The 25457-nt window shown below is 60.6% G+C and carries 28 protein-coding genes; 12 read left to right on the forward strand and 16 right to left on the reverse strand.

Annotated elements, in window-relative coordinates; genetic code table 11:
* Positions 1-117: 117 nt before the first annotated feature.
* The 5 genes from trmD to ffh all read right to left on the reverse strand — a co-directional run bounded on the left by trmD (position 118) and on the right by ffh (position 3785).
* Positions 118-798 (reverse strand): tRNA (guanosine(37)-N1)-methyltransferase TrmD, encoded by a 681-nt coding sequence (gene trmD, locus ASD32_RS13100; protein ID WP_060638476.1) that lies wholly within the window; start codon positions 796-798, stop codon positions 118-120.
* A 3-nt stretch (positions 799-801) separates the two neighbouring features.
* Complete coding sequence (gene rimM / locus ASD32_RS13105; protein ID WP_060638477.1) at positions 802-1365, reverse strand: ribosome maturation factor RimM; 564 nt, start codon at positions 1363-1365, stop codon at positions 802-804.
* A gap of 92 nt (positions 1366-1457) precedes the next feature.
* A complete protein-coding gene (rpsP, locus tag ASD32_RS13110) occupies positions 1458-1820 on the reverse strand; it encodes a 30S ribosomal protein S16 (protein WP_060638478.1) in 363 nt (120 codons plus the stop codon).
* Between the two features lie 65 nt (positions 1821-1885).
* Complete coding sequence (locus ASD32_RS13115; RefSeq protein ID WP_037097220.1) at positions 1886-2188, reverse strand: chorismate mutase; 303 nt, start codon at positions 2186-2188, stop codon at positions 1886-1888.
* Between the two features lie 13 nt (positions 2189-2201).
* Positions 2202-3785, reverse strand: a complete 1584-nt coding sequence (gene ffh, locus ASD32_RS13120) for a signal recognition particle protein (protein ID WP_060638479.1) — start codon at positions 3783-3785, stop codon at positions 2202-2204.
* 172 nt (positions 3786-3957) lie between these two features.
* On the opposite strand from ffh, the gene ASD32_RS28995 reads away from it, so the two are divergent.
* Both ASD32_RS28995 and ASD32_RS13130 read left to right on the forward strand, forming a co-directional pair.
* Positions 3958-4500: a hypothetical protein gene (locus ASD32_RS28995; RefSeq protein ID WP_210171107.1), complete on the forward strand. Its 543-nt coding sequence runs from the start codon at positions 3958-3960 to the stop codon at positions 4498-4500.
* A 68-nt stretch (positions 4501-4568) separates the two neighbouring features.
* Positions 4569-5570: an MBL fold metallo-hydrolase gene (locus ASD32_RS13130; RefSeq protein ID WP_060638481.1), complete on the forward strand. Its 1002-nt coding sequence runs from the start codon at positions 4569-4571 to the stop codon at positions 5568-5570.
* 89 nt (positions 5571-5659) lie between these two features.
* Here the strand turns inward: ASD32_RS13130 and ASD32_RS13135 are convergent, their stop codons facing one another.
* The 5 genes from ASD32_RS13135 to ccmA form a co-directional block, all read right to left on the reverse strand.
* Positions 5660-6262, reverse strand: a complete 603-nt coding sequence (locus ASD32_RS13135; RefSeq protein ID WP_060638647.1) for a DsbE family thiol:disulfide interchange protein — start codon at positions 6260-6262, stop codon at positions 5660-5662.
* Positions 6263-6264: 2 nt separating this feature from the next.
* Positions 6265-6435 carry a heme exporter protein CcmD gene (ccmD, locus tag ASD32_RS13140; RefSeq protein WP_200953596.1) on the reverse strand — a complete coding sequence of 57 codons (171 nt, stop codon included), beginning with the start codon at positions 6433-6435 and terminating at the stop codon, positions 6265-6267.
* 4 nt (positions 6436-6439) lie between these two features.
* Complete coding sequence (locus ASD32_RS13145) at positions 6440-7201, reverse strand: heme ABC transporter permease (protein ID WP_060638482.1); 762 nt, start codon at positions 7199-7201, stop codon at positions 6440-6442.
* A 110-nt stretch (positions 7202-7311) separates the two neighbouring features.
* A complete protein-coding gene (gene ccmB, locus ASD32_RS13150) occupies positions 7312-7971 on the reverse strand; it encodes a heme exporter protein CcmB (protein ID WP_060638483.1) in 660 nt (219 codons plus the stop codon).
* Positions 7972-8206: 235 nt separating this feature from the next.
* Positions 8207-8848: a heme ABC exporter ATP-binding protein CcmA gene (gene ccmA, locus ASD32_RS13155; RefSeq protein WP_060638649.1), complete on the reverse strand. Its 642-nt coding sequence runs from the start codon at positions 8846-8848 to the stop codon at positions 8207-8209.
* A gap of 269 nt (positions 8849-9117) precedes the next feature.
* Here ccmA and acnA point away from each other — a divergent pair, with 269 nt between their 5' ends.
* From acnA to ASD32_RS13170, 3 genes are all read left to right on the forward strand, one after another.
* On the forward strand, positions 9118-11808 hold the full coding sequence (gene acnA / locus ASD32_RS13160; RefSeq protein ID WP_060638484.1) for an aconitate hydratase AcnA: 2691 nt from the start codon (positions 9118-9120) through the stop codon (positions 11806-11808).
* A 206-nt stretch (positions 11809-12014) separates the two neighbouring features.
* A complete protein-coding gene (locus ASD32_RS13165; RefSeq protein ID WP_060638650.1) occupies positions 12015-12773 on the forward strand; it encodes a thioredoxin family protein in 759 nt (252 codons plus the stop codon).
* A gap of 402 nt (positions 12774-13175) precedes the next feature.
* On the forward strand, positions 13176-13583 hold the full coding sequence (locus ASD32_RS13170; RefSeq protein ID WP_060638485.1) for a DUF2794 domain-containing protein: 408 nt from the start codon (positions 13176-13178) through the stop codon (positions 13581-13583).
* Here ASD32_RS13170 and ASD32_RS13175 read toward each other — a convergent pair whose 3' ends face one another.
* From ASD32_RS13175 to ASD32_RS13190, 4 genes are all read right to left on the reverse strand, one after another.
* Complete coding sequence (locus ASD32_RS13175) at positions 13584-14141, reverse strand: GNAT family N-acetyltransferase (RefSeq protein WP_060638486.1); 558 nt, start codon at positions 14139-14141, stop codon at positions 13584-13586.
* A gap of 130 nt (positions 14142-14271) precedes the next feature.
* Positions 14272-15015: a Bax inhibitor-1/YccA family protein gene (locus ASD32_RS13180; RefSeq protein ID WP_060638487.1), complete on the reverse strand. Its 744-nt coding sequence runs from the start codon at positions 15013-15015 to the stop codon at positions 14272-14274.
* Between the two features lie 228 nt (positions 15016-15243).
* A complete protein-coding gene (locus ASD32_RS13185) occupies positions 15244-17796 on the reverse strand; it encodes an ABC transporter permease (protein WP_060638488.1) in 2553 nt (850 codons plus the stop codon).
* Positions 17793-18518, reverse strand: a complete 726-nt coding sequence (locus tag ASD32_RS13190) for an ABC transporter ATP-binding protein (RefSeq protein ID WP_060638489.1) — start codon at positions 18516-18518, stop codon at positions 17793-17795. The genes ASD32_RS13185 and ASD32_RS13190 overlap by 4 nt, the downstream gene beginning before the upstream one ends.
* A gap of 123 nt (positions 18519-18641) precedes the next feature.
* On the opposite strand from ASD32_RS13190, the gene ASD32_RS13195 reads away from it, so the two are divergent.
* Positions 18642-19232 carry an arylesterase gene (locus ASD32_RS13195; protein ID WP_244490162.1) on the forward strand — a complete coding sequence of 197 codons (591 nt, stop codon included), beginning with the start codon at positions 18642-18644 and terminating at the stop codon, positions 19230-19232.
* A 133-nt stretch (positions 19233-19365) separates the two neighbouring features.
* Positions 19366-19953 (forward strand): RNA 2',3'-cyclic phosphodiesterase, encoded by a 588-nt coding sequence (gene thpR / locus ASD32_RS13200; RefSeq protein ID WP_060638652.1) that lies wholly within the window; start codon positions 19366-19368, stop codon positions 19951-19953.
* On the opposite strand, the gene ASD32_RS13205 is transcribed toward thpR, so the two are convergent.
* Complete coding sequence (locus ASD32_RS13205) at positions 19893-20354, reverse strand: low molecular weight protein-tyrosine-phosphatase (RefSeq protein WP_060638490.1); 462 nt, start codon at positions 20352-20354, stop codon at positions 19893-19895. The two genes, thpR and ASD32_RS13205, sit on opposite strands and share 61 nt — an antisense overlap.
* A 117-nt stretch (positions 20355-20471) precedes the next feature.
* On the opposite strand from ASD32_RS13205, the gene ASD32_RS13210 reads away from it, so the two are divergent.
* Positions 20472-20789 carry a 4a-hydroxytetrahydrobiopterin dehydratase gene (locus ASD32_RS13210; protein ID WP_060638491.1) on the forward strand — a complete coding sequence of 106 codons (318 nt, stop codon included), beginning with the start codon at positions 20472-20474 and terminating at the stop codon, positions 20787-20789.
* A 90-nt stretch (positions 20790-20879) separates the two neighbouring features.
* Positions 20880-21257 carry a YkvA family protein gene (locus tag ASD32_RS13215; protein ID WP_060638653.1) on the forward strand — a complete coding sequence of 126 codons (378 nt, stop codon included), beginning with the start codon at positions 20880-20882 and terminating at the stop codon, positions 21255-21257.
* Positions 21258-21266: 9 nt separating this feature from the next.
* On the opposite strand, the gene ASD32_RS13220 is transcribed toward ASD32_RS13215, so the two are convergent.
* Positions 21267-21839 (reverse strand): sigma-70 family RNA polymerase sigma factor, encoded by a 573-nt coding sequence (locus tag ASD32_RS13220; protein WP_060638492.1) that lies wholly within the window; start codon positions 21837-21839, stop codon positions 21267-21269.
* A gap of 444 nt (positions 21840-22283) precedes the next feature.
* Here ASD32_RS13220 and ASD32_RS13225 point away from each other — a divergent pair, with 444 nt between their 5' ends.
* From ASD32_RS13225 to ASD32_RS13235, 3 genes are all read left to right on the forward strand, one after another.
* Complete coding sequence (locus ASD32_RS13225) at positions 22284-22787, forward strand: invasion associated locus B family protein (RefSeq protein ID WP_060638493.1); 504 nt, start codon at positions 22284-22286, stop codon at positions 22785-22787.
* A gap of 287 nt (positions 22788-23074) precedes the next feature.
* Entirely contained in the window at positions 23075-24307 is a 1233-nt protein-coding gene (rlmN, locus tag ASD32_RS13230) for a 23S rRNA (adenine(2503)-C(2))-methyltransferase RlmN (protein WP_060638494.1), read from the forward strand.
* Between the two features lie 93 nt (positions 24308-24400).
* Positions 24401-25354 (forward strand): ABC transporter substrate-binding protein, encoded by a 954-nt coding sequence (locus ASD32_RS13235; protein WP_060638495.1) that lies wholly within the window; start codon positions 24401-24403, stop codon positions 25352-25354.
* The last annotated feature ends 103 nt before the right edge of the window (positions 25355-25457 follow it).

Consider the following 25457-nt stretch of genomic DNA (forward strand, 5'->3'; position numbering starts at 1 on the left):
GCCGTCCTAATCGAATTGACGACTGATACCATCAAGACGTTACATAAAGCTTATTCCGGGCAAAAATCCAAATCCGCAGGCAGCGCCCATTGTGACCGGGAAAGGGACAGCCGGACGCTATTTGCGCAGGAGGTCCGGCCGGCGCTGCGCCGTCAACCGTCGTGCTTCCCCCTCGCGCCATTTGGCGATGTCGCCATGATGGCCGGAGGTGAGCACCGCCGGGATCTCCTCACCTTCGAAGACCTGCGGCCGGGTATAATGCGGATGCTCCAGCAATCCGCCCTCGAAACTCTCGTGCACGCCGGAGAGATCGTTGCCCATGACACCCGGTAAAATTCGCACGATGGCGTCGAGCAGGATCAGCGCCGCCGGTTCGCCGCCGGAGAGAATATAGTCGCCGATCGAAACCTCTTCGAGTTCCCGCCCGTCGATGACCCGCTGATCCACACCTTCGAACCGCCCGCAGACGATGATGGCGCCGGGACCGGCCGCCAGTTCGCGAACGCGTTCCTGCGTCAGCGGTTTGCCGCGCGGGCTCATCAGCAGCCGGGGACGGTTATCGCCATCCGACGCGTGATCGATCGCTTTTGCCAGAATATCGGCCCGAAGCACCATGCCCGCGCCGCCACCGGCCGGCGTATCATCGACGGTGCGGTGCTTGTCTGCGGCAAAATCGCGGATCTGCAGCGTATCGATCGCCCATTGACCACGCTCGAGCGCCTTGCCGGACAGCGACTGGCCGAGATGCCCCGGGAACATGTCCGGATAGAGCGTCAGGATGGTGGCGTGGAAGGGCAATTCTTACTTCGCCTTCGGCTTGAACTGCTTGGTCGGATCCTCGTCCTTGTCTTCGGTCAGGCCGGCGGCAAGCGGATCGACCAGCATCGTGCCGGCTTCCAGATCGATTTCCAGCACCGACCATTCGGTAAACGGAATGAGCACCGGCCGCTTGCCGGGCCCTTTCAGCTCCAGGAGATCGCCAGCGCCAAAGTCGAATACGCCGGTCACAGTGCCATAGCTCTTGCCGTCGGCATCGAGCGCCTCCAGGCCCTCCAGATCGGCATAGAAGAATTCGTCCTCGTCCAGATCGTCATCCGGCAGGTTGTCGCGCTCGACATAAAGCTCGAGCCCGTTCAGCGCTTCGGCGGCATTGCGGTCGTTGACGCCGCGAAACCGCACGACGACGACATTCTTCGCCTCGCGCACTTCCAAGACCTCGAACGTACGCCCGTCTTCAGCATGCAGATGACCATAATCACCGATTGCCGTCGGCTCTTCTGCAAACGACTTGACGCGCACTTCGCCGCGCAGACCCTGAGCGCCGCCGATCGTTCCCATATGGACAGGATTTTTGAGTTTGCTCATTGCCGGGTCGTTCTCCAGATCATGCCCTTCGCATAAACGAAAACGGGCGGCATGAAAACGCCGCCCGCTTCAGAAATTGGCTATCGCCAGGCTTATTCGGCAGCGGCGGCGGCTGCGTCTTCAGCCTTCTGCTTGGCTTCGGCGATGCGCTCGACAGCCTTCTTGCCCGGCAGGCCCTTGGTTGGGTTGACGCGTGCTTCGCGGGTTGCGATGCCGGCTTCGTTGAGGAAGCGCAGGACGCGGTCGGTCGGCAGCGCGCCGTTCGAGATCCAATACTGGATGCGCTCGACGTTCAGTTCAACGCGCTTTGCGTCGTCCTTCTTGAGCATCGGGTTCCACGAGCCGACCTTTTCCAGGAAACGGCCGTCGCGCGGCGAACGCACGTCAGCGATAACGATCTGGTAGAACGGGCGCTTCTTGGAACCACCGCGGGCGAGACGAATTTTCAGTGCCATGTCATGTACTCCTTGAGATATCAAACCGTCTGGGACGGTGTTTTTTGTGTATGCGTTAAAGCTGATCAATCCTTGAGATCGGCAGCGATGGCTTCATGATGCCGGATGACTTCGTGGATAATGAAGTTCAGGAACTTCTCCGCGAAATCCGGATCCAGATTGGCATCCCGCGCCAGATGGCGCAGGCGTTCGATCTGGTATTCCTCGCGCGCCGGGTCTGCCGGCGGCAAATTGTATTTGGCCTTCAACACGCCCACTGCCTTGGTGCAGCGGAAGCGTTCGGCCAGCATGTGGACGAGCGCCGCGTCGATATTGTCGATCGACTGGCGATAGCCCGAGAGTTCCTGTTTGACTGCTGGATCAATCATTAGGCTCCAGTCCTCACTTTTTCTTCGGCAGGCCGGGAAGCCCCGGGAACCCGCCACCAAGACCGGGCAGCTTCATGCCGCCGCCCAAACCGGGCAGACCGCCACCGCCCATCCCAGGCATGCCGCCCTTGCCGAGGCCAGCGGCCTCCGCCTGCTTCTGCAGGGCTTCGAGCTGCTTGGGGTCCATCTTCGACAGATCAGGCATGCCGCCCATTCCGCCCCCAAGGCCGCCCATGCCTCCAAGACCCATCTTGCCGGCAAGACCGCCCATCATCTGCTTCATCATGCCGCCCTTGCCCTTGCCGCCCATCATTTTCATCATGTCGGCCATCTGGCGGTGCATTTTCAAAAGCTTGTTGATTTCGGCCGCATCGGTACCGGAACCGGCCGCGATGCGCTTCTTGCGGGAATGCTTCAAAATATCCGGATTGGCGCGCTCGGCCTTGGTCATCGAGGAGATGATGGCGAGCTGGCGGCCGAACATGCGGTCGTCGAGACCGGCAGAGGCCATCTTGTCCTTCATGCCGGCCATGCCGGGCATCATGCCCATGATGCCGCCCATGCCGCCCATCTTCTGCATCTGGCCGAGCTGATCGGCGAGATCGTTCAGATCGAACTTGCCGGTCTTCATCTTGGCGGCCATGGCCGCCGCCTTCTCGGCATCGATGTTTTCGGCAGCCTTCTCGACGAGCGAGACGATATCGCCCATGCCGAGGATACGGTCGGCAACGCGGCGCGGGTGAAACTCTTCAAGCTCCGCCATCTTTTCGCCGACACCGATCAGCTTGATCGGCTTGCCGGTGACGGCACGCATCGAAAGCGCCGCACCGCCACGGCCGTCGCCGTCCATGCGGGTGAGCACAAGGCCGGTAATGCCGACGCGCTCGTCGAAATTGCGGGCGAGATTGACGGCGTCCTGGCCGGTCAGCGCATCGGCGACGAGCAGGATTTCGTGCGGATTGGAGCGGCGCTTGATCTCGGCCATCTCGAGCATCAGCGGCTCGTCGATATGGGTACGGCCGGCGGTGTCGAGGATGACGATGTCATGGCCGCCGAGCTTGGCAGCCTGCACGGCGCGCGCGGCAATATCGGTCGGCGACTGGCCGGCAATGATCGCCAGCGTATCGACGCCGGTCTGGACGCCGAGCTGGCGCAGCTGCTCCTGCGCGGCCGGACGGCGCGTGTCGAGCGACGCCATCAGGACCTTCTTCTTGTCCCGTGTCTTCAAACGAAGCGCGATCTTGCCTGTCGTCGTCGTCTTGCCCGAGCCCTGCAGACCGACCATCATGATCACGACGGGGGCAGCGGCATTCAGATCGATCGGCACGCCTTCGGAGCCGAGCATGTTGATCAGCTCGTCATGGACGATCTTGACGACCATCTGGCCGGGCTTGATCGACTTCAGGATTTCGGCGCCGACGGCCTTTTCGCGCACCTTGTCGGTGAAGGAACGAACGACTTCCAGCGCGACGTCGGCTTCCAGGAGCGCACGGCGAACCTCGCGCAGGGCCGCCGAGACATCGGCTTCCGATAGCGCGCCACGGCCGGTCAATCCATTCAGGATTGATCCAAGGCGGTCCTGGAGACTTTCAAACATCGCTTCATCCTTGTCGTTTCATGGCGTCTGGTTTTACGCGGATGCCCGAAACGTTGTGCTTTTCCTTGACGAAAACAAGACGCAAAGCCAAAAAGCACCCGAGGGCGCAACGCGCTGTCGGGTGTTGACCTCCGGGATCTCCGCAAGGGGTCCGGGTCGGTGGCTACAAGTCTTGTTCTTGTCGCAGATTGCGGGCGGTAAACACGATCTGGCCGGGAAAGTCAAGGCGAGGCGGCAATTTCGACTTGCTTCCCGAAAGCGCGAAGGAACCATGATGCTGGATGCCGAACTCCATCTCCCGAAAGAAACGCTTCGGTTATCGACCAAAAGAGGGAATGAATACGCTTGGCGCGTTCATGACATCCCGCATGTTATCGATGCCGCCCAAAAAGCGGATCTAGTCAACATTGGCGGGCAATTACAATTCTGGCTGCCGGATGGGGGCATATGTGAATGCTATTGGATTGAGGTAGATACATCTGCAGCCCTGTCCAAGCCATCATCGTGGCAGGAAAAAGTTGTTTTATCCGCATCGATCGCTTTGGATCAGTTTTCAGCGCTGCTCTCCGACTACGACTTTGCGGCAGAGGGTGTCCGCGCGTTTCCTACTCATCTCGCTACCTTGAGTGGTCAACGTCGTGAGCTTGAGAGCCTTATGCATTTCGCATGGTATCTTCGCGCACAAAATAGTCTCAACAGGATCGAGACTATTTGAAATGGATTGAACATGCCGCCGCTGGTCCCCACCTTAATGCGCGAACCAGGTGCGATGAAAGAGCCGCAGTGAGCCAGACCAGAAATCCTTACTATACCGGCCCCGTCTCCGGTCATTTCGACGGCACCCATTTCTTCAACCCGCAGGGCGAGGCGCCGCTTGGCTTTCGCGAACTGCTGCGCTGGCAGTTCGGCGGTGGCCGCATGGCCTGGCCAAAGACGATCAAAAGCCCGTTCCCGCAGGCAAAGCCCGATGATCGCGCCGGCGGCCAGTCCTTGCGCGTGACGATGGTTGGACATGCGACACTCTTGATCCAGGTCACCGGGCTCAACATCCTGACCGATCCGGTCTGGTCGAAACGCACCAGCCCGTTTTCCTTTGCGGGTCCACAGCGCGTGGTCGCGCCGGGCATTGCCTTTGATGACCTGCCGCCCATCGATATCGTTCTCGTCACCCACAATCACTACGACCATCTCGACCTTGCTACCCTCAAGCGCCTGCAGGAGGCGCACAGCCCCCACATCATCACCCCGCTCGGCAACGACACGATCATCCACCGCGCCATTCCCGGCGCCAAGATTTCCGACATGGACTGGGGCGAGCAAATCTCCTTCTGGGACGGCGTCACCATCGACTGCGAACCCTGCCATCACTGGTCGGCACGCACCGCCCGCGACCGCCGCATGGCGCTCTGGGCCGCCTTCGTGATCTCGACGCCATCGGGAAAGATCTACCATATCGGCGATACCGGCTTTCACGACGGCATCAACTACCGGGCGGCGGCAGAAAAACACGGCGCGTTCCGCCTCGCCAACCTGCCGATCGGCGCCTATGAGCCGCGCTGGTTCATGAAAGCCCAGCACCAGAACCCGCAGGAAGCCGTCAACGGAATGCAGCTCTGCAACGCCGCCTACGCGGCCGGCCACCATTTCGGCACGGTGCAGCTGACCAATGAGGGGATCGAGGCGCCGGTAGAAGCGCTGGAAGTGGCGTTGAAGGATCAGGGCATCGCGCCGGAACGATTCCGGGCGCTGCGGGCCGGCGAGGTGTTCGACGTGCCTGGGGTGTAGGCAATCCTCTATTCCATGCCTGCCGTGGGATGACGGAAAAACAAGGCTATCCGACACACGAAATTGACGGCGTGACGCCGCCCGGTCGCCTACTTTCCAGCCACTGCCTTTTCGATCGCCGGATAGAGACCTTCCTTCAGGCTGCGATCATCGAACGGCCCGACCCGTTTGTAGACGATTGTGCCGGAGGCATCGACGAGGTAGGATTCCGGGATGCCGTAAACGCCCCAGTCGATCGCCGCCTTGCCGCGCGAATCGACGCCGACGGCGGAGAAGGGATTGCCGAGTTCACCGAGGAACCGCAGCGCATTTCCGGTCTGGTCCTTGTAATTGATCCCGACCACGGTCAGCCGCGGATCCTTCGCCAGCTCCAGGATGATCGGGTTTTCCTCGCGGCAGGGCACGCACCAGGATGCCCAGACATTGACCAGCGTCAGCTTGCCCTTGATCGCGGCATCGGTCAGCGCCGGCATGTCGGCGCCCTTGAACGTCGCGCCCTCAAGCGGCGGCATGTCCAGGGAGGGCGCCTTGGTGCCGATCAATGCCGAGGGGATTTCGCTGATACTGCGGCCGGAATCCAGCTGGGACCAGAAGATCACGGCGAGCCCGGCAAAGATCAAAAGCGGCAAGAGCGCAAGGACGATACGCACCTTGCCCGGCCGGTTGCTGTCCGCAGTGGCGGGGGTCTCGATGCTCACGGCGCGTCTCCGGCCTGCGCCGAGCGGCGGCGGATACCGACGGCGTCGAGCGCCTGCAACTCTCGGCGCCGCGCCCGCCCGTCGCTCCAGACCCAGAGTACGAGGGCAAGCACGGTGACCGCTGCAACGCCGTAGCTGGCAAGAACATAGGCTGTGTGGGTCATCATCGGCTCAGACCTCCCGGCCGGTGCTGCGCGCGGCCTGGCGGCGCATCGAGGTCACCCGGCGGCGCCAGATCTCGTTGCGCATGGCGGCAATATGCAGGGTGAAGAACAGCATGGTGAAGGCAACCGCCATGACGAGCAGCGGCCGCAAAAATTCCGGATCGATCGCCGAGCCGCCGAGCCTCAGCACGCTGGCCGGCTGATGCAGCGTGTTCCACCATTCGACGGAGAACTTGATGATCGGAATATTGACGAAGCCGACGAGGATCAGAATGGCGGACACCTTGGCTGCCTTGCCGGGCTCGTCCATGGCGCGGTTGAGCGCGATTAGCCCGAGATACATGAGGAACAGCACGAAGACCGAGGTCAGCCGCGCATCCCAGACCCACCATGTGCCCCACATCGGCTTGCCCCAGAGCGAACCGGTCACCAGGGCCAGGAACGTGAAGGACGCGCCGATCGGGGCAGCGGCACGGGCAGCGACATCGGCCAGCGGATGGCGCCAGACCAGCGTGCCGAGCGCCGAGACCGCCATGACCGTGTAGCACATCATCGACAGCCAGGCGGACGGCACATGCACATACATGATGCGCACTGTCTCGCCCTGCTGGTAATCGCCCTCGGTGGTGAAGGACAGATAGAGCCCGGCAGCGAACAACAGCACCGTCACCCCGGCAAACCACGGCAAGACGCGGGCCGCCAAGGCCAGAAACCGGGTCGGATTGGCAAGATCGCTGAATTTTCGGATGGCCAAACTGTTTTCGCTCATGATGGTTCTTTAACGCTGAAACGGCTTCTCTTCAATGAAGGGGCTACAATCACATTTGCGTCAGAGCGTCACGCGTTGAAATGGCACGCGAAGACCACCCTGGCACCCTTCTAATCCGATGCCGCGCGGAGCGCCAACGCCGCCGCCAGCGGACCGATGACGGCAAAGAACAGCGTGATGGCCAACAGGATCATCAGCGGCGGCAAAAACGGCGCCGGGTCCTGGACTGCGGCATAGGCGGCGCTGACGCCGAAGATCAGCACCGGGATGGCCAGCGGCAGGACCAGGATCGACACCAGCAATCCACCGCGCGGCAGCGTTACCGCAACCGCAGCCCCGGCAGCGCCGATAAAGGTGATGGCCGGCGTGCCCACCAGCAGCGTCAGCATCGTCGCACCGATGGCCACTTCGCTCATATTCATGAACAACCCGAGCAGAGGCGCGGCAATCACCAGCGGCAACCCGGTCGCCGTCCAGTGCGCCAGGCATTTGACCAGCACCGTCAACACCAGCGGCGCTTCCTGCATCAGCATCAAATCCAGCGACCCATCTTCCCGCTCCGCCTGAAACAGCCGGTCGAGACCCAGCAGCGAGGCAAGCAGCGCCCCGATCCAGAGGATCGCCGGCCCGATGCGGGACAGAAGATTGAGATCCGGACCCACGGCAAACGGCACGACGGCAACGACGGTCATGAAAAACAACACACCGATCAACGCGCCGCCACCGGCCCTGACGGAGAGTTTGAGATCGCGCAGGAAGAGGGAGATCATAGCGGGACTCCCCGAATGCTTGGTGAAAACCCCCTCATCCGACCCTTCGGGCCACCTTCTCCCCGTTGGGGAGAAGAGGTAGCTTGTGGCGAACACCTCGCCACATGAAACACTCTAGTCTCGATAGTTGGCTGGGATCGACGCAGCCGCAGCGCGCTCCCTCTTCTCCCCAGCGGGGAGAAGGTGGCCCGGAGGGCCGGATGAGGGGGAACCACACGGAAGAATGTCCACGGCATCAGGACGATACCTCCTCAAATACGCCCGCAAACCCCGTCATCCGCAATTCCCGCGCATCCACCCCCAATGGCTGATGCGTCGCCGCGACCGCGATACCGCCAGCGCTCAAATGCCGCTCCACCAGTCCGGCAAACATCCGGTCCGCCGCCGCATCCAGCGCTGCCGTCGGTTCGTCGAGGATCCAGACCGGCCGGTGGGCGACCAGGAGCTTGGCCATGGCGATGCGGCGCTGCTGTCCGGCCGAGAGATAGCCGAAAGGCAGATGCGAAATTCCACCGAGACCGAGGGCTTCCGTTGCCTCTTCGATGCCGATGCCGGACCCACTGGGCGAATCACCCATGAAGGATTTCCAGAAGGAGAGATTTTCGGCAACGGTCAGCTCGCGCTTCATCGCATTGCGGTGGCCGAGATAATGGCAGAGCTCGCGCGGATGGCCAATGTCGGCGGATGTATCGTCCAGCCGGACGCTGCCGGATTCCGGCGTCAAAAGTCCCGCCAGCACGCGCAGTAAAGTCGATTTGCCGGACCCGTTCGGACCGGTGACGATCAAGGCTTCCCCCGCTTCAAGAACGAACGAAATATCGTGGAAAATCAGGTCCTCGCCCCGTTTCGCACTGAGGCCTTCGACACGCAGGCGGATCGGCATTCACATTCCTTTTACGACGTTCGTCGCAGTGCAAAAAAATTGTCTCAAATTGAGGACGGATGGTCTGGCACGTTCCGGAGAAATTATCTATAACCGCCCCAACACGCCAGCGGTCGGCGTGAATTTCATCCTAGCGCCGAACATGGAATGATTTCCACGTACGGACAGCGGAAATGGCCGTACCCGCATCCCATATCGCGCTTTAAATGCGTTCGGGCGTTCGTGCGTCACGTTTTGGCGATCTAACGGAACGGGGTATTCCAGTGTCCAAATCCCTAGACAGTTTCAATTGTCGGTCGACGCTCTCGGTCAATGGCGTAGACTATGTCTATTACAGCCTGCCGAAGGCAGAAGAAAACGGCCTCGCCGGCGTTTCAAAGCTGCCCTATTCGATGAAGGTTCTGCTTGAGAACCTCCTGCGCTTCGAAGACGGCCGCTCGGTCACCAAGGAAAATATCCTGGCCGTCGCCGAATGGCTCAACAACAAGGGCCGCGAAGAAAACGAAATCGCCTATCGCCCGGCCCGCGTGCTGATGCAGGACTTCACCGGCGTTCCCGCCGTCGTCGATCTGGCTGCGATGCGCGACGCGATGGTCTCGCTCGGCGGCGACCCGGAAAAGATCAACCCGCTGGTTCCGGTCGATCTCGTCATCGACCATTCGGTCATCGTTGATGAATTCGGTACGCCGACCGCCTTTGCCCGCAATGTCGAGCTCGAATACGAGCGCAACGGCGAGCGCTACCGCTTTCTGAAATGGGGCCAGCAGGCGTTCAAGAATTTCCGCGTGGTCCCGCCCGGCACCGGTATCTGTCACCAGGTCAATCTTGAATATCTCGGCCAGACGGTCTGGACCAAGGAAGAAGACGGTGAAATCACCGCCTATCCCGATACCTGCGTCGGCACCGACAGCCACACGACCATGATCAATGGTCTCGGCGTTCTCGGCTGGGGCGTCGGCGGCATCGAGGCCGAAGCGGCCATGCTTGGCCAGCCCGTGTCCATGCTTCTGCCTGAAGTCATCGGCTTCAAGCTGACCGGCAAGCTGAAGGAAGGCGTCACCGCGACCGACCTCGTGCTGATGGTCGTGCAGATGCTGCGCAAGAAGGGCGTGGTTTCCAAGTTCGTCGAATTCTTCGGTTCCGGCCTCGACAACATGACGCTGGCCGACCGCGCGACGATCGGCAATATGGGCCCGGAATATGGCGCGACCTGCGGCTTCTTCCCGGTCGATTCCGAAACCATCAACTACCTCACCATGTCCGGCCGCGAAGAACAGCGCATCGCGCTGGTCGAAGCCTATTCCAAGGCGCAAGGCATGTGGCGCGACAATGACGGCGCCGATCTGGTCTTCACCGACACGCTCGAACTCGACCTCGGCCAGGTTGTGCCTGCCATGGCCGGCCCGAAGCGTCCGGAAGGCCGCATCCCGCTCGAAAACATCGCATCCGGTTTTGCCGGTTCGCTCGAAGGCGAATACAAGAAGCCGGGCCAGCTCGACATGCGCTATGCTGTCGAAGGCGCGGATTACGACATCGGTCACGGCGACGTGGCGATTGCCGCCATCACCTCCTGCACCAATACGTCCAACCCTAGCGTTCTGATCGCTGCCGGCCTTCTCGCCCGCAACGCCGTCGCCAAGGGCCTGAAGACCGCGCCTTGGGTCAAGACATCGCTTGCACCGGGAAGCCAGGTTGTCGGCGAATACCTGTCGAAATCCGGCCTGCAGGATTCGCTGGATGCCCTGGGCTTCAACCTCGTCGGCTTCGGCTGCACGACCTGCATCGGCAATTCCGGCCCGCTGCCGGCGCCGATCTCCAAGACGATCAACGAGAAGGGCCTGATCATGTCCGGCGTTCTCTCGGGCAACCGCAACTTCGAGGGCCGCATCTCTCCGGACGTTCAGGCCAACTACCTGGCTTCGCCGCCGCTGGTCGTGGCTTATGCGCTCGCCGGTACGGTGCAGAAGGACCTGACCACCGAGCCGCTCGGCATCGGCAGCGATGGACAGCCCGTGTTCCTCAAGGACGTCTGGCCGACCTCGCAGGAGATCCAGGAATATATCCTGAAATACGTCACCCGTGCACTCTACGCATCGAAATATGCCGACGTGTTCAAGGGCGATGCCAACTGGCAGGCGGTTCAGGTTCCGGCCGGCCAGACCTATGCCTGGGACGACAACTCGACCTATGTCCAGAACCCGCCCTACTTCGTCGGCATGGGCAAGACCGGCTCTGGCATCTCCGACATCAAGGGCGCCCGCGTCCTTGGCCTGTTCGGCGACAAGATCACCACCGACCACATTTCGCCTGCCGGTTCGATCAAGGCAGCATCGCCTGCCGGTGCCTATCTGATCGGCCATGGCGTCGGCGTTGCCGACTTCAACCAGTACGGCACGCGCCGTGGCAACCATGAAGTGATGATGCGCGGTACATTCGCCAATATCCGCATCCGCAACCACATGATGGGTCCGAACGGCAAGGAAGGCGGCTACACGATCCACTATCCTTCGAAGGAAGAGATGTCGATCTATGACGCGGCCATGCAGTACAAGGCCGAAGGCGTTCCGCTGGTCATCTTCGCCGGTGTCGAATATGGCAACGGCTCGTCGCGTGACTGGGCTGCCAAGGGCACCAACCTGCTTGGCGTCAAGGCCGTGATCGCCCAGTCGTTCGAGCGTATCCACCGCTCCAACCTCGTTGGCATGGGCATTGTGCCCTTCGTCTTCGAGGAAGGCACGACCTGGGAATCGCTTGGCCTGAAGGGCGACGAGAGCGTCACGATCGATGGCCTGTCCAACGTCCAGCCGCGCGAAAAGCGCGTTGCCAAGATCACCTATGCTGACGGTACGGTGAAGGATGTTCCGCTGATCTGCCGCATCGATACGCTCGATGAGGTCACCTACATGAACAATGGCGGCATTCTGCAGACGGTTCTGCGTGATCTCGCGGCCTGATGCATCCTTGATGCTGATATGAACGAAGCCGGGGCTTTCACGAGCCCCGGCTTTTTTGTGATCGCGGCTGCTCAGGCCTCACTCCAACGTGATTTTCCGTTGAAAGAGGAGCGGCGTATGAAGGAGGCCGACAGAGACTGTACGCCTGTACAACACCGTGAAATACAGACCGTTCAATGCCGAAAGCCCTTGCCATGGAAGTGCCGATGTCCGCATCAAGTACCGTTTGCCGTATCATGCTCGCCTGTGGCCTTGGCCTCCTGGCGATGCCGGCGGTGGCGCAGGACGCGGGCAAGCCGGCAGGCGTCGTTGAACTGTTCACCAGCCAGGGCTGCTCGTCGTGCCCGCCCGCCGATGCTGCCTTGAAGACGCTGATCGACGATGGCAAGGTCGTGGCGCTGTCCTATCACGTCGATTACTGGAACTATCTCGGCTGGGCCGATACGCTGGCTTCCAAGGACAACACCGCCCGGCAATATGCCTATGCCAGAATGTTTGGCCGCAGCGGCGTCTATACGCCACAGGCCGTGCTCAATGGCCGCGATCATATCAATGGCGCGGATCTGGACGGAATCAACAACCGGCTTTCATCGATGGATGCCGCCGGAAAAGGCCTTGCCGTCCCGATCTCGGCCAGCGTCAACAAGGATGAGATGACGATCAAGATCGGCGCCGGTACCGGCAAGGCCAATGTCGTCGTCGTCTATTTCAATCGCGAGAAGCTGGTCGATGTCCAGAAGGGCGAAAACAGCGGCAAGAAGATTTCCTACTGGCACTCGGTGCGCGACATCCAGACGATCGGCATGTGGGATGGCAAGCCCGCCAACTTTGTTCTGCCGGCCTCTGTCCTTAATGAAGGCGAAAATGGCGGCTGCGCCGTGCTGTTGCAGAAGATGAAGGACAGCGAGACGCCCGGCGCCATCGTCGGAGCGACGACAGTGATGGCAGAGACGACCGCCAACTGACGGTCAGGGCGATTTTGACGCCAATATGGTTCGGCCCGGCAGCATCGAGGGGCTGGGGCTGAGGGTTCGAAGATGCCGGACCGAACCGGCCATGTTTTGCAGATGCAAGCAGCACCCGAGCCACACGGCGTCTGGAGTAGCCGCGACCGAAGGACGCTTGCCGCTCCATTGCTGCACCGCTCAAGGCAGAAAAATCCTCAAACAGACATGCAGGCCGGACACAGGGAAGGACTTCCCAGTACCAACGAGCGCGAGTTTCCGTGTCAATTGGGGCGACGATTTGTTTGAAATGCGGCACGCTGAAAAAAGTCTCCCACAATTGCGGGCGGCGTTGCGGCTTGCTTTTCGCCCAAGGTCAGGCAAACTGTAACCGTCCTGTCACAAAAAAAGGCCGGAGTACCGATGACTGATCAGCCGGATTTGCCGCAAGGCGAGACCCGTTCCGAAAGGCAGAAATCATCCGATGTGGTTGTTAACCTGCAGGAATATCGCAGCAGCAATCAGGACCAGCTCCCCATCACCTTCCACCGCCGCGAACTCGATATGATCCTCAGGGTCTACGGCCGCATGGTGGGCGAAGGCGAATGGCGCGATTATGCCATGGACCATCTGCGCGACAAGGCCGTGTTCTCGGTTTTCAAGCGGTCGGGGGAAATGCCGCTGTTCAGGATTGAGAAGAACCCGAAACTGTCAGCCAAACAGGGCGCCTTCAGCGTCGTCAACACGCATGGCATGATTCTGAAACGCGGCCATGACCTGCAGCAGGTTCTCAAAGTCTTCGACAAGATGCTCAAGGTCATCAAGAGCTGATCAGCTGCGATAGAGCGTATCGGGATAAAGGCCGGGCTCCGGATCGCTCTTCAGGCCTTCGCCGAGCGGCAATTGCATGATGATCGTATCAAGCCAGCGGCCATGCTTGAAGCCCGTGCCCCTCATCAGCCCGCCATGCTCGAATCCCGCAGCACGGTGAACCGCGACGGAGGCCGGATGCGCTGCGCCGATAACGGCGACCATCTGGCGGAAACCGAGTTGCGTGCAGCGCTGGATGAGTTCTGCAAGCAGCGCCTTGCCCACACCCTGCCCGCGCGCCTCCGGCGCCAGATAGATCGAATCCTCGACCAGGAAACGGTAGGCGGTGCGGGTGCGGAATGCCGAAGCATAGGCATAGCCCAGCAGCAGACCACCCGCATCGACAGCAGCGATATAAGGATAGCCATTGCCGGTGATGAGAGAAAAGCGCGCGGCCATTTCGGCTTCGTCCGGCGGCGTCATTTCGTAGGATGCCACCCCGTTCAGCACCGATTCGCGGTAGATTGCAGTTATGGCCGGGATGTCGGATGCGGTCGCGTCGCGCAGGGTGAAGGACATGGGCAAACCTGTCTGGAAGAATAATCCCGTTTGCCATATCGCATTCAGGCATTCAAGTGTGCAGCTTGCAGAAACTGGGCAACAAAAAAGGCGGCCGAGGCCGCCTTTTCAGATCTATGTCCGTTCCGGACTATTCTTTGTTTCCGAGGAAACGCAGCATGAACAGGAACAGGTTGATGAAGTCGAGATAGAGGGTCAGCGCGCCCATGATAGCCTTGCGGCCAGTGGCTTCGGCGCCGTCTTCTTCAAAATACATTTCCTTGATCTTCTGGGTATCGTAGGCGGTGAGGCCTGCGAAGATCAGAACACCGATGGCCGAGATCGCAAAATCAAGCGCCGAGGAGGCGAGGAAGATGTTGACGATCGAGGCGATGATCAGGCCGAACAGGCCCATCATCAGGAACGAGCCCATGCCCGACAGGCTACGCTTGGTGGTGTAGCCGTACAGCGACAGGGCGCCGAACGAAGCGGCCGTGACGAAGAACGTCTGGGTGATGCTCTGGCCGGTGTAGATCAGGAAGATCGACGACAGCGAGAGACCCATCAGACCGGCATAGACCCAGAAGGTCGTCTGCGCGGCGGATACGCTCATCGAGTTGATGCGGAAGCTCATGTAGAACACCAGAGCCAGCGGCGCGAGCATGATAACCCACTTCAGCGGGCTCACATAGATCGCCTGACCGAAAGCTGTCAGCTGTCCGTCTGCAAAAGCGAACTGGAACGCAGCGAAGGCCGCGATACCGGTGATCGCCAGACCGAGGGCCATCAGGTTGTACACCTTGAGCATATAGGTGCGCAGACCTTCGTCGATTACGGCCCCCGCCTGTGCGCCGGCAGGCGACATTCGGGTTTGGTAGTTTCTAAGATCAGCCATTGTTTCCTCTTTAAAAGCCCCGGTTAAGTTTACGGTGTCGGGCGGTAAGGGCGCATCCCTTTTTTAAAGGTGCCAGCCACTTGACCCAGGCGCCGCTGCGGGGCTCCAGCATGCCTAAAGGGAATATGATGTCGAAATACGACTTGCACAAGACCGGCAGCCCGCAGAATCCGCCAAAATGCGGATTCTGCGGGCTTTCGAGGGGTAGCGTTAACGGTTAACTGCCCTTCACAGCTCGCGCAGGACGGGTGCAGCCTTCTGCCCAAGCACCCGCCAGGTGCCGGCCAGACCGAAACCGACCGTGACGATCAGCGCGACGGCCATGGTGACAAGCGCCACATCGGGCAGGAAGGAGGACGGAAGCTTCATGATGTTACTGACCACGAACCAGGCCGCGACCCCGCCGGCAAACAGCGCGAAAATCGCCGTCGACAGTCCAAGCATGGCGTATTCGTAGCAGAAGGCGCGGATCAGCGTCGAGCGTGTAGCGCCCAGCGTCTTCAAGACCACGGCATCATGGGTACGGGCCCGGTTGCCCGCCGCAAGCGCTCCGGCCAGCACCAGGATGGAGGCAACCAGCGCCACGGCGGCAGCGGCACGGATGGCTGTCGCCAGCTGGCCGACCAGCACATTGATGATATCGAGCGCATCCTTGACCCGGACACTGGTGATGGTCGGATAGGTATTGGTGACGGCCTTCAGCGTCGCCGCCTCCTCTGCAGCCGTCGCACCCGGATCGATCACCGTGGCAAGCCAGGCATGCGGCGCGCCGGCAAAGGTATTGGGCGAGAACACCATGACGAAATTGATCGACAGGGATTCCCACTCGACCTTGCGGAAATTGGCGATCTTCGCTGTCAGGCTGCGGCCGAGCACGCTGACGGTCACGGTATCGCCGATCTTCAGGCCAAGTTCGCCAGCCTCTTCGGACGAAAACGACACCAGCGGTTCGCCGGTATAATCCGGTGCCCACCAGTCGCCTTCGGTCAAAGTCGAATTTTCCGGCCGGTTCTTGGCATAGGTGATGCCGCGGTCGCCGCGCAGCACCCATTGACCGGCAGGCGGCACATTCATCTTGGTGGCGTCCTCACCGTTAAAGGCGAGGATACGGCCGCGCAGCATCGGCACTTCGATGACCTTGCCCTCCGGCAGGCTTGTCTGCAGAAGATTACGGAACCCCTCGACCTCGGCGCCCTGGATATCGACGAAGAAGAAATTCGGCGCCCGTTCCGGCAGGTTGCCGGTCAGCTCGCGGCGCAGGTTGCCGTCGATCAGCGCCAAGGTGACCAGAAGCGCCAGGCCAAGGCCGAGCGACAGGACGACCGAGGGGGTGAGCGCGCCGGGCCGATGGATATTGCCGATGGCTAGCCGAAGCGCCGGCGAATTGACGCGCGGCGCGCGGCGAGCAAGCGCCGCCACCAGAATGGCGACACCGCGCAATACGACGAAGGAAAAGGCGATGGCGCCAAGGAAGATCAGCGAAATCGTCCGGTCATAGGCGGTGAAGATCGCAAGACCGGCAAGAGCGCCAAGGCAGATCGCCGCCGCCACGAGATAGGGCCAGGACGGCAGCCGGGCCCGCTCGAACCCCTGCTCGCGAAACAGCGCGGTTGCCGGCACTTCGCGGGCATGGCCGAGCGGCAGGATGGCGAAGGCAAGCGACGTCAACAGGCCGAACACCGCAGCAAGGCCAAGCGCACCCGGATAGAGCTGGAACGCCGTCGAAACCGGCAGGACGCCTGCCAGAAATTGTGCCGCGATGAACGGAATGAGCGCGCCGAGCACAAGGCCGATGCCGATGCCGATGAAGGCGATCAACAGGATCTGGATGAGATAGATCGTGGTGACCATCGAGGCAGGTGCGCCGACGCACTTGAAGGTGGCAATGACGCCGCGCTTGGAATCGAGATAGGCGCGCACCGCATTGGCGACGCCCACACCGCCGACGATCAGCGCCGTCAGGCCGACCAGTGTGAGGAACTGCGAAAAGCGGGTGATGTTGGCCGTCAGCGCCGGAGCGGCATTCTGGCTGGTGCGAATGGACCATCCGGCCTGCGGAAACTTTTCCTCCGCCTGCCTGCGCAAGGCGGGCACGCTGGTGCTATCTGCGACCTTGACCTTGTAGGTATGCTCCACCAGGCTTCCCGTCTGCACCAGTCCCGACGCGTCGAGCGCCTGCTTCGAGATCATCAGGCGCGGCGCAAAACCAAAGCCGTCGGACAGCGCATCGGGCTCGCGCACGATCGTGCCGGCAACGCGAATGCGGGCGGTTCCGAGCAGAATTTCATCGCCGGCCTTAAGCCCAAGCCGCTCCAGCAAAAGCGGCGCGGCCAGCGCGTCGTAGACACCATTGTTTTCAGCGAGCGCCTGGGCCAGCGGCACCGCCGGTTCGCTTTCCAAGGATCCATAAAGCGGATAGGCAGCATCGACCGCTTTCAGCTCCACTAAAGCCTGGTTGGAGCCATCCGGCAGCCGGGCCATCGAGCGTAGGCCGGATGAGACGGCGACCGTACCGAGGCTGTCGATAAACGTTTTTTCCTCGTCGGTGGCGACACGGTTGTTGAGCTCGAAGCGGATATCGCCGGCCAGAAGCTCGCGGCCCTGGCTGGCGATCGAACCGGTGATCGACTGCGAGAGGGAATTGACCCCGGCAATGGCGGCCGTTCCCAGCGCCACGCAAGCGAGGAAAATGTAAAAACCCCGAAGGCCGCCGCGCATTTCGCGCAGCGCCAGACGGAGGGCCAGACCAAGACGGAAACGGCCGGATATAGCGGCCCTCATGCGGACACGGCCTTGGACAGCGGCGTGGCAGCGGGCTGTTCATGCCCTGACCCGGAGACGATCTCGCCGGAGCGGACGCGCACCTGGCGCGAGCAGCGGGCGGCGAGCGACGCGTCATGGGTCACCAGAACCAATGTCATGTCGCGCTCGACTTGCTTGGAAAAGATCAGGTCGGCAACCTGCTTGCCGGTTTCGCCATCGAGATTGCCGGTCGGTTCGTCGGCGATCAGAAGCTTGGGCGACGGCGCCAGTGCCCGGGCGATGGCAACGCGCTGCTGCTCGCCGCCCGACAGCTGGCCGGGATAATGCGACAGCCGCTCGCCAAGACCGACGGAGATCAACTCCTGCCGCGCGATCTCGAAAGCATCGCGGACATTGGCGAGTTCGAGCGGCACGGCGACATTTTCCAGCGCCGTCATGTTGGGGATCAGATGGAAGGACTGGAAGACGATGCCGATATTGCGGCCGCGAAATTCCGCCACCCGGTCTTCGCTCAAATTATGCAGCGGCGTGCCGTCAATGATGATCTCACCGCTATCCAGGCGCTCCAGCCCTGCCAGAACCATCAGCAGCGTCGATTTGCCCGATCCGGACGGACCGACGATCCCGACGGATTCGCCGGCATCGATCGTAAGCTGCATTCCCTTGAGCACATGAACGGACGCAGCGGCCTGGCCGAGGGTCAGATCCGCATTTTTCAGGTCGATCATGGTTTTTGCCAAGGGAAACTGTCCTATATGTACATTATGAAGGTTGCCGGAACGGCTGACTTTTACCGATTTAAGGGCGCGTTCATGCGAATAAAAGGTTTCTGTACATTTTTGTTGGCGATCACGGCGATTGTGATGATGCCCGTGATCAGCCGTGCCGAGCCGCTCAGCCTCGTCGGTTTCGGCGATAGCCTGATGGCCGGCTACCAATTACCATCGGCAGACGCCTTCCCCGCCCGGCTGGAAAAAGCCCTGCGCGAGAAGGGTCACGACGTGACGATCGCCAATGCCGGCGTCTCCGGCGACACCACATCGGGGGGTCTCGCGCGGATCGACTGGTCGGTTCCGGACGGTACCAAGGGCGTCATTCTCGAACTCGGCGCCAATGATGCCCTGCGCGGTATCGCGCCCGAGGAAAGCCGCAAAAACCTTATCGCCATGATCGAGAAACTGAAATCGCGCGGCATCGCCGTGCTTCTGGTCGGCATGATGGCGCCACCGAACATGGGCGCAGACTATGCAGCCCGGTTCAATCCGGTCTATCCGGAGCTTGCCAAGACTTACGGTCTCGAACTCTATCCGTTCTTCCTCGATGGTGTGGTCGAGGATGCCAAGCTGAAGATCGAGGACGGCATGCACCCGAATGGCGATGGCGTCGGCGTCATGGTCGAACGCTTCCTTCCTTCGGCCGAACGGTTCCTTCAGTCACTCGCGACCGGAGGCTAGGCGGGAAGAAATATACCGCTGTTCAGCGCCTGTTAATCGCGTTGGATAAATATTGCAGGTGCGAAATTGTATTTGCTTCTCGCAGGCAAGCATGATTCGCTGGGTTATCTTCAAGAGATTCGGGGAGCTCGTCATGCCGAGACTTTTCACCGCCCTCGAGATACCACGGAATGCCGCAATGAGCCTTTCATTGTTGCGTGGTGGTCTTCCCGGTGCCCGTTGGATCGATGTGGAGAATTACCACATCACTCTTCGCTTCATCGGGGACGTCGACAACCGCACCGCCGACGAGATCGTTGACCGGCTGGATCGGATCGAGCGCCCGGAATTCCAGCTGCAACTGACGGGAACCGGCGCCTTCGGATCGAAGAAGCCGCATTCCGTTTGGGCGGGCGTCAGCAACCCGCCGGAACTCTATGCGCTTCAGGCGGAAATCGAACGCATCTGCCAGAGGCTCGGCCTGCCCGCCGATCCCCGCAAATTCACCCCGCATGTGACGCTTGGCCGGCTGCGGTCGTCGCGGGTGGAGGATGTGGTCAACTATCTCTCCGGACGAGGCGGCTTCTACACCAATCCGTTCACCGTCTCTCGCTTCGTGCTGTTGTCATCACGCGATTCAGTCGGCGGCGGCCCCTATGTCACCGAGGAAGTCTTTCCGCTCTACGAGCGCTCCCTGAGCGTGCCGGCCAGCGAGCTGCACCCCTCAAAGAGCATGCTGTAGACGGTCTCGAACCCTTCCGGCCCCTCATAATAGGGGTCGGGCACATCGGTTGCGGTCCCCTTCGTATAGGCGAGAAACAGGTGCAGCTTGTGGCCCGCCGACAGTGGAGCCATCGCGCGCAGATCGGCAAGATTGCTGCGGTCCATCGCAAAGATCAGATCGAAGGCGTCGAAATCGCCCGGATGAACTTTGCGGCACCGCTCTGACGCGATATCGATCCCATGCTTCAGCGCGACGGCGATCGAGCGGCGATCCGGCGGATTGCCGATATGCCACCCGCCCGTCCCGGCCGAATCGACATCCACCGGAATATCCCCTGCCACATGCCTAAGAATACCCTCAGCAAGGGGTGAGCGGCAGATATTGCCGAGACAGACGAAGAGAATTCTGACAGTCTTCATGACTATCCAGCGGCTCTGGCCAAGCGGCTCTGGAAAAGGTTGAACCTATCTGCGGCCGCTGCGTTGTGAAACTGGAACCGGTTACCGCCATCAAAAAAATCTGGAAGGGGAAGCCCCATGAAACAGGAAAAGCTCACCAAGGAGGCCGTTGCCGAAAACCTGTCTTCCATGGACGGCTGGGTGCTGGCCGAGGACGGCGCGTCGATCTGGAAAGCCTTCCGTTTCAAGAGTTTCATTGAAGCGTTCGGTTTCATGACCGAAAGTGCGATCAATGCGGAAAAACTCAACCATCACCCGGAATGGTTCAATGTCTACAACAAAGTCGATGTGACGCTCACCACCCATGATTCAAAAGGGCTGACCGATTTGGACTTCAAGCTTGCCGCGAAGATGGACAAGGCGGCGGCGGGCCGCATGCCCGAGCATATGAAATAGGGCATCTGAAATAGCGGATGTGACATCACACCATTTGAAATCGCGGGCCTGCTCACCATATGATTTTCCATGACGGATGGGACAAGCAAGATGGATGACATCAAGATCGGCGAGATTTTGCTGCCTGGCGAGGAAAGTGAGCAGGAAGCGAAAGCCCGCAAGGTGAAGCGGCGTTTCTGGCCGACCCTGAAACGGGCAATGCGGCAGATCCCGTTCAGCCGCGATGTGGTTGCCGCCTACTATTGCGCAATGGATCCGGCGACGCCGCTGCGCACACGCGGCATCCTGTTGGGCGCCCTGGCCTATTTCGTTATGCCGTTCGATTTCATTCCCGACGTCCTGGCCGTTGTCGGCTTTTCCGACGATATCGCCGTTTTGACGGCGGCCTTTGCCGCGATCAGCGGCCAGATCAAGAAAAAGCACTATATCGAGGCCGACGAGACGCTGAAGGAAAAGCTTCCGGGCTGACCACCGAGTTCAATAGGCGCTATCGACCCCGCCCTCTTCGAGCATGGCCCGCAACTTGCCGAACGCAAGGCGGATGCGTGACTTGACGGTTCCCAGCGGCAGGCCGGTGGCTGCCGAGATCTCCGAATGCGACTGGCCAAAGAAAAACGCCATCCTGATCAGGGTCACCTGCTCGACGGGCAGCTTGGCCAGCGCCGTGCGGACGATCTGTTCGCGATCTTCGCTTTCGATCAGCTGATCCGGCGCGGGCGGTGCGGTGGGCAGGAGCAGCGGTTCGTGCGCATCCAGCGCGCCGTTACGCTGGCGGCGGGCAACGTCAATGCGCCGGTTGCGGGCGATGCGGAACAGCCAGGTCGAAAGCGAGGACTTTTCCGGATCGTAGAGATGCGCCTTTTGCCACAGGATAACCATCACTTCCTGCACAACCTCTTCCGCTTCCGTGACGCCGGCATTCTGCCGCATCAGGAAGGATTTCAGCCGTGGCGCGAAAAAGTCGAAGAGCTCCGAAAAGGCGGTCTGATCACGATCGCGTGCGACGGCCACGGCAAGGGCGGTAAAATGCTGTCTCACTTCAACATTCATTCCGCTTTTGATGGCCTCCCGCCCTGTTTTTTGCAGTATTGCACCAGAGGTACAGCGCTTTTGCCAAAGGTCAAACTCTTGCCTGATTCTTTGTGACATAAAACGAACGCCGGGCACGCGTCGGCTGATCGGGCAGCTGCCCGGCAAGCGAAACGTGCTTGGCGGACGGAATTCGGGAATTTTTCCGAAGCACCCGTTCTCTGGGGTTTTCGTACACCGTGGATCAAGGCAGGCTCGCAGAGTTCAGGCGCTTTATCGAAGCCCTGAAACCGGAGCAGGGTTTGCGCCGTACTTTGTTCCATATTAAAGCGGATAGCGCAGTAAGTTCAGGGAATGTTGACGGTTTAGTAACCTGAATTAAGTCAAAATAAATCAAATCGTGACCAAGCGTTGCCCGGCTGATGCTGATCGGGCTTTGGGCGCTCAAGAAACCGGCAGGACAAGATGTTTGTAAGAAAGCTCAACCTCGCACTCGCACTCGTGCTGGCATTTGCCGGCGTTGCTTCGGCCCAGTCGCCGACCCGCATTCAGCAGTTCAATGCCTGGGGCGCCTATTCCTATCAGGCCGGCGCCGGCAAGGTCTGCTATGTGCTGTCGGTTCCGAAGGAAAAGAGCCCGGCCAATGTCGATCACGGCGATATCTTCTTCCTGGTGTCGCAGCGTCCCGGCCAGAACATTTCCTACGAACCGCAGGCGATGATGGGCTATCCGCTCCAGGAAAATTCGAAGGTTACCGTCACCATCGACGCGAAGAACTTCACGATGTTTACCAAGGGCAACTCCGCTTGGGTGGAGAACGCTGCGGAAGAACCGGCTTTGGTTGCCGCCATGAAGACCGGCAAGGCGATGTCGATTGCCGCAAAGTCCCGCAAGGGCACGCCGACGGCCTATTCCTATTCGCTTTCGGGCATTTCGGCTGCGCTGAAGCAGATCGAAAACTGCAAGTAAGCGCAGCCGGACATCATCATTATCGCAAAAGGCCGGTTCATCCGGCCTTTTGGCGTTAACGCCGTCGTCTTTTTGCAGATCTGCCCTGAGGCGCCGGAGGGTGACGCCGGGCGAAAACCGTGCTAAAGGCCCGCTTGACGATAGCTGCGTGGATCGTTGACGACCCAGGGATCGCTGGCGATCCCGATGCGCGGCAAACGAATTCTGATCTCAGCATTGACGCAACCGGCTACAGGCAAAAGCGCTTGAACGGGCCTTGCGTATCGCAAACATGGGAAATGGCGAGAATGGCCGCGACTGAAGCACTCGATCTGGACCGTCCCGTCAAGGCAGCTGTCCGCACGGCAATCGCAGCCGAAAAGCCGACGCTGATCGGTCTTTCGCGCGAAGACATGGGCAAGGCGCTCGCCGATGTCGGCGTTCCCGCAAAGCAGGTCAAGATGCGCTCCAGCCAGCTCTGGAACTGGCTCTATGTGCGCGGCGTTTCCGATTTCGACCACATGACCAATGTGTCGAAGGACATGCGCGAGCTTCTGAAGAAGCATTTCACCATCGCCCGGCCTGAAATCGTCGAAGAGCAGATCTCCACCGACGGCACCCGCAAATGGCTCCTACGCTTTCCGCCGCGCGGTGCCGGCCGTCCTGTCGAGATTGAAACGGTCTATATCCCCGAGGAAGGCCGCGGCACGCTGTGCGTTTCCAGCCAGGTCGGTTGCACGCTGACCTGTTCCTTCTGTCATACCGGCACCCAGAAGCTGGTGCGCAATCTGACGGCCGAGGAAATCCTTTCGCAGCTGCTGCTTGCCCGCGACCGGCTCGGCGATTTCCCGGACCGCGACACGCCGGTCGGCACCGTTGTCCCCAATGAGGGCCGCAAGGTCACCAATATGGTGATGATGGGCATGGGCGAGCCGCTTTACAATTTCGAAAACGTCAAGACCGCACTGCTGATCGCGACCGATGGCGACGGCCTGTCGCTGTCGAAGCGCCGCGTCACGCTGTCGACCTCTGGCATCGTTCCGGAAATCTTTCGCACCGGCGAGGAAATCGGCGTCATGCTGGCGATCTCGCTGCATGCGGTGAAGGACGACCTGCGCGATATGCTGGTGCCGATCAACAAGAAGTACCCGCTGAAGGACCTGCTCGACGCCTGCCGGAAATATCCGGGCCTGTCGAATGCCCGCCGCATCACGTTCGAATATGTCATGCTTGAAGGCGTCAATGACACGCTGGAAGATGCCAAAGAACTGGTGCGCATGTTGAAGGGCATTCCGGCCAAGATCAACCTGATCCCGTTCAATCCCTGGCCGGGCACGAACTACCAGTGTTCGAAATGGGAGCAGATCGAGAAATTTGCCGATTTCATCAATGCGGCCGGCTATGCATCGCCGATCCGCACACCGCGCGGCCGCGACATTCTCGCCGCCTGCGGCCAGCTGAAATCCGATTCCGAGCGCATGCGCAAGGTCGATCGCATGGCGTTCGAGGCGATGATGATTGCCAATCACGGTGAGGATTGATCAGCAAATTTGATGGATGCTGGTCCGCAATTCGATTGATTTAAACCTCGAGCCTTCCTAAGACTGCCTAAAAATCAGTCTTGGAGGACACCCATGCGTTCGCTTCTCATCGCCCTGGCGGCTACTGCCGCCCTCACCCTGCCCGCCCGTGCGGAAGATGTCACGGTTGCGGTCACCGCGATCGTCGAACATCCGGCGCTCGATGCCGTGCGTGACGGCGTCAAGGAAACCCTCGCCGCTGCCGGCTACAAGGAAGGCGAGAACCTCAAGTTCCTCTACGAATCCGCGCAGGGCAACCCGGCAACCGCAGCCCAGATCGCCCGCCAGTTTGCCGGGGAGGCACCGAATGTGATCGTTCCGATCTCGACCCCGTCGGCGCAGGCCGTCGTTTCCTCGACGCGCGATATCCCGGTCGTCTTTACCGCCGTCTCCGACCCGCTCGGCGCCCAGCTGATCAAGGACATGGACAAGCCCGGCGGCAACGTCACCGGCCTGTCCGATCTGTCGCCGGTTGCCGAACATGTGGCGCTGATCAAGGAAATCCTGCCGAACGTGAAGTCGATCGGCTATCTCTACAATTCCGGCGAGGCAAACTCCGTATCGCTGCTCGCCGTTTTGAAGACCGAAGCCGAAAAGGCCGGCCTGACGGTGGTTGAATCGGCTGCGACCAAGTCGGCTGAAGTCCAGGGTGCTGCCCGCGCACTGGTCGGCCGTGCCGACGTCATTTACATCCCCACCGACAATACGATCATTTCGGCGCTCGAAGGTGCTGTGGCCGTGGCTGTCGAAGCCAAGCTGCCGCTGTTTACCGCCGATACCGATTCCGTATCGCGCGGGGCCGTGGCCGCCCTCGGCTTCAACTATCACGATGTCGGCAAGCAGACCGGCGATATCGTCGTTCGCATCCTGAAGGGTGAAAACCCCGGCGATATCGCCGTCAAGGTTGCCGCCGGCACCGACCTGGTCATCAACAAGGGTTCGGCCGCCAAGATGGGCGTGACCTTCCCGCAAAGCGTTCTTGACCGCGCCACCCGCGTTGTCGAATAACGCCAAACCACCCGAAATTTGCACAATCCGATTGATTTTGAGCCGCCCTCCTTCCATACGGGGGCGGTTCATTTGTAAAAAAGACCTGGGTTAGGCGGCGCAC

It is taken from the genome of Rhizobium sp. Root483D2, assembly GCF_001426685.1.
Lineage (GTDB): Bacteria > Pseudomonadota > Alphaproteobacteria > Rhizobiales > Rhizobiaceae > Pararhizobium > Pararhizobium qamdonense.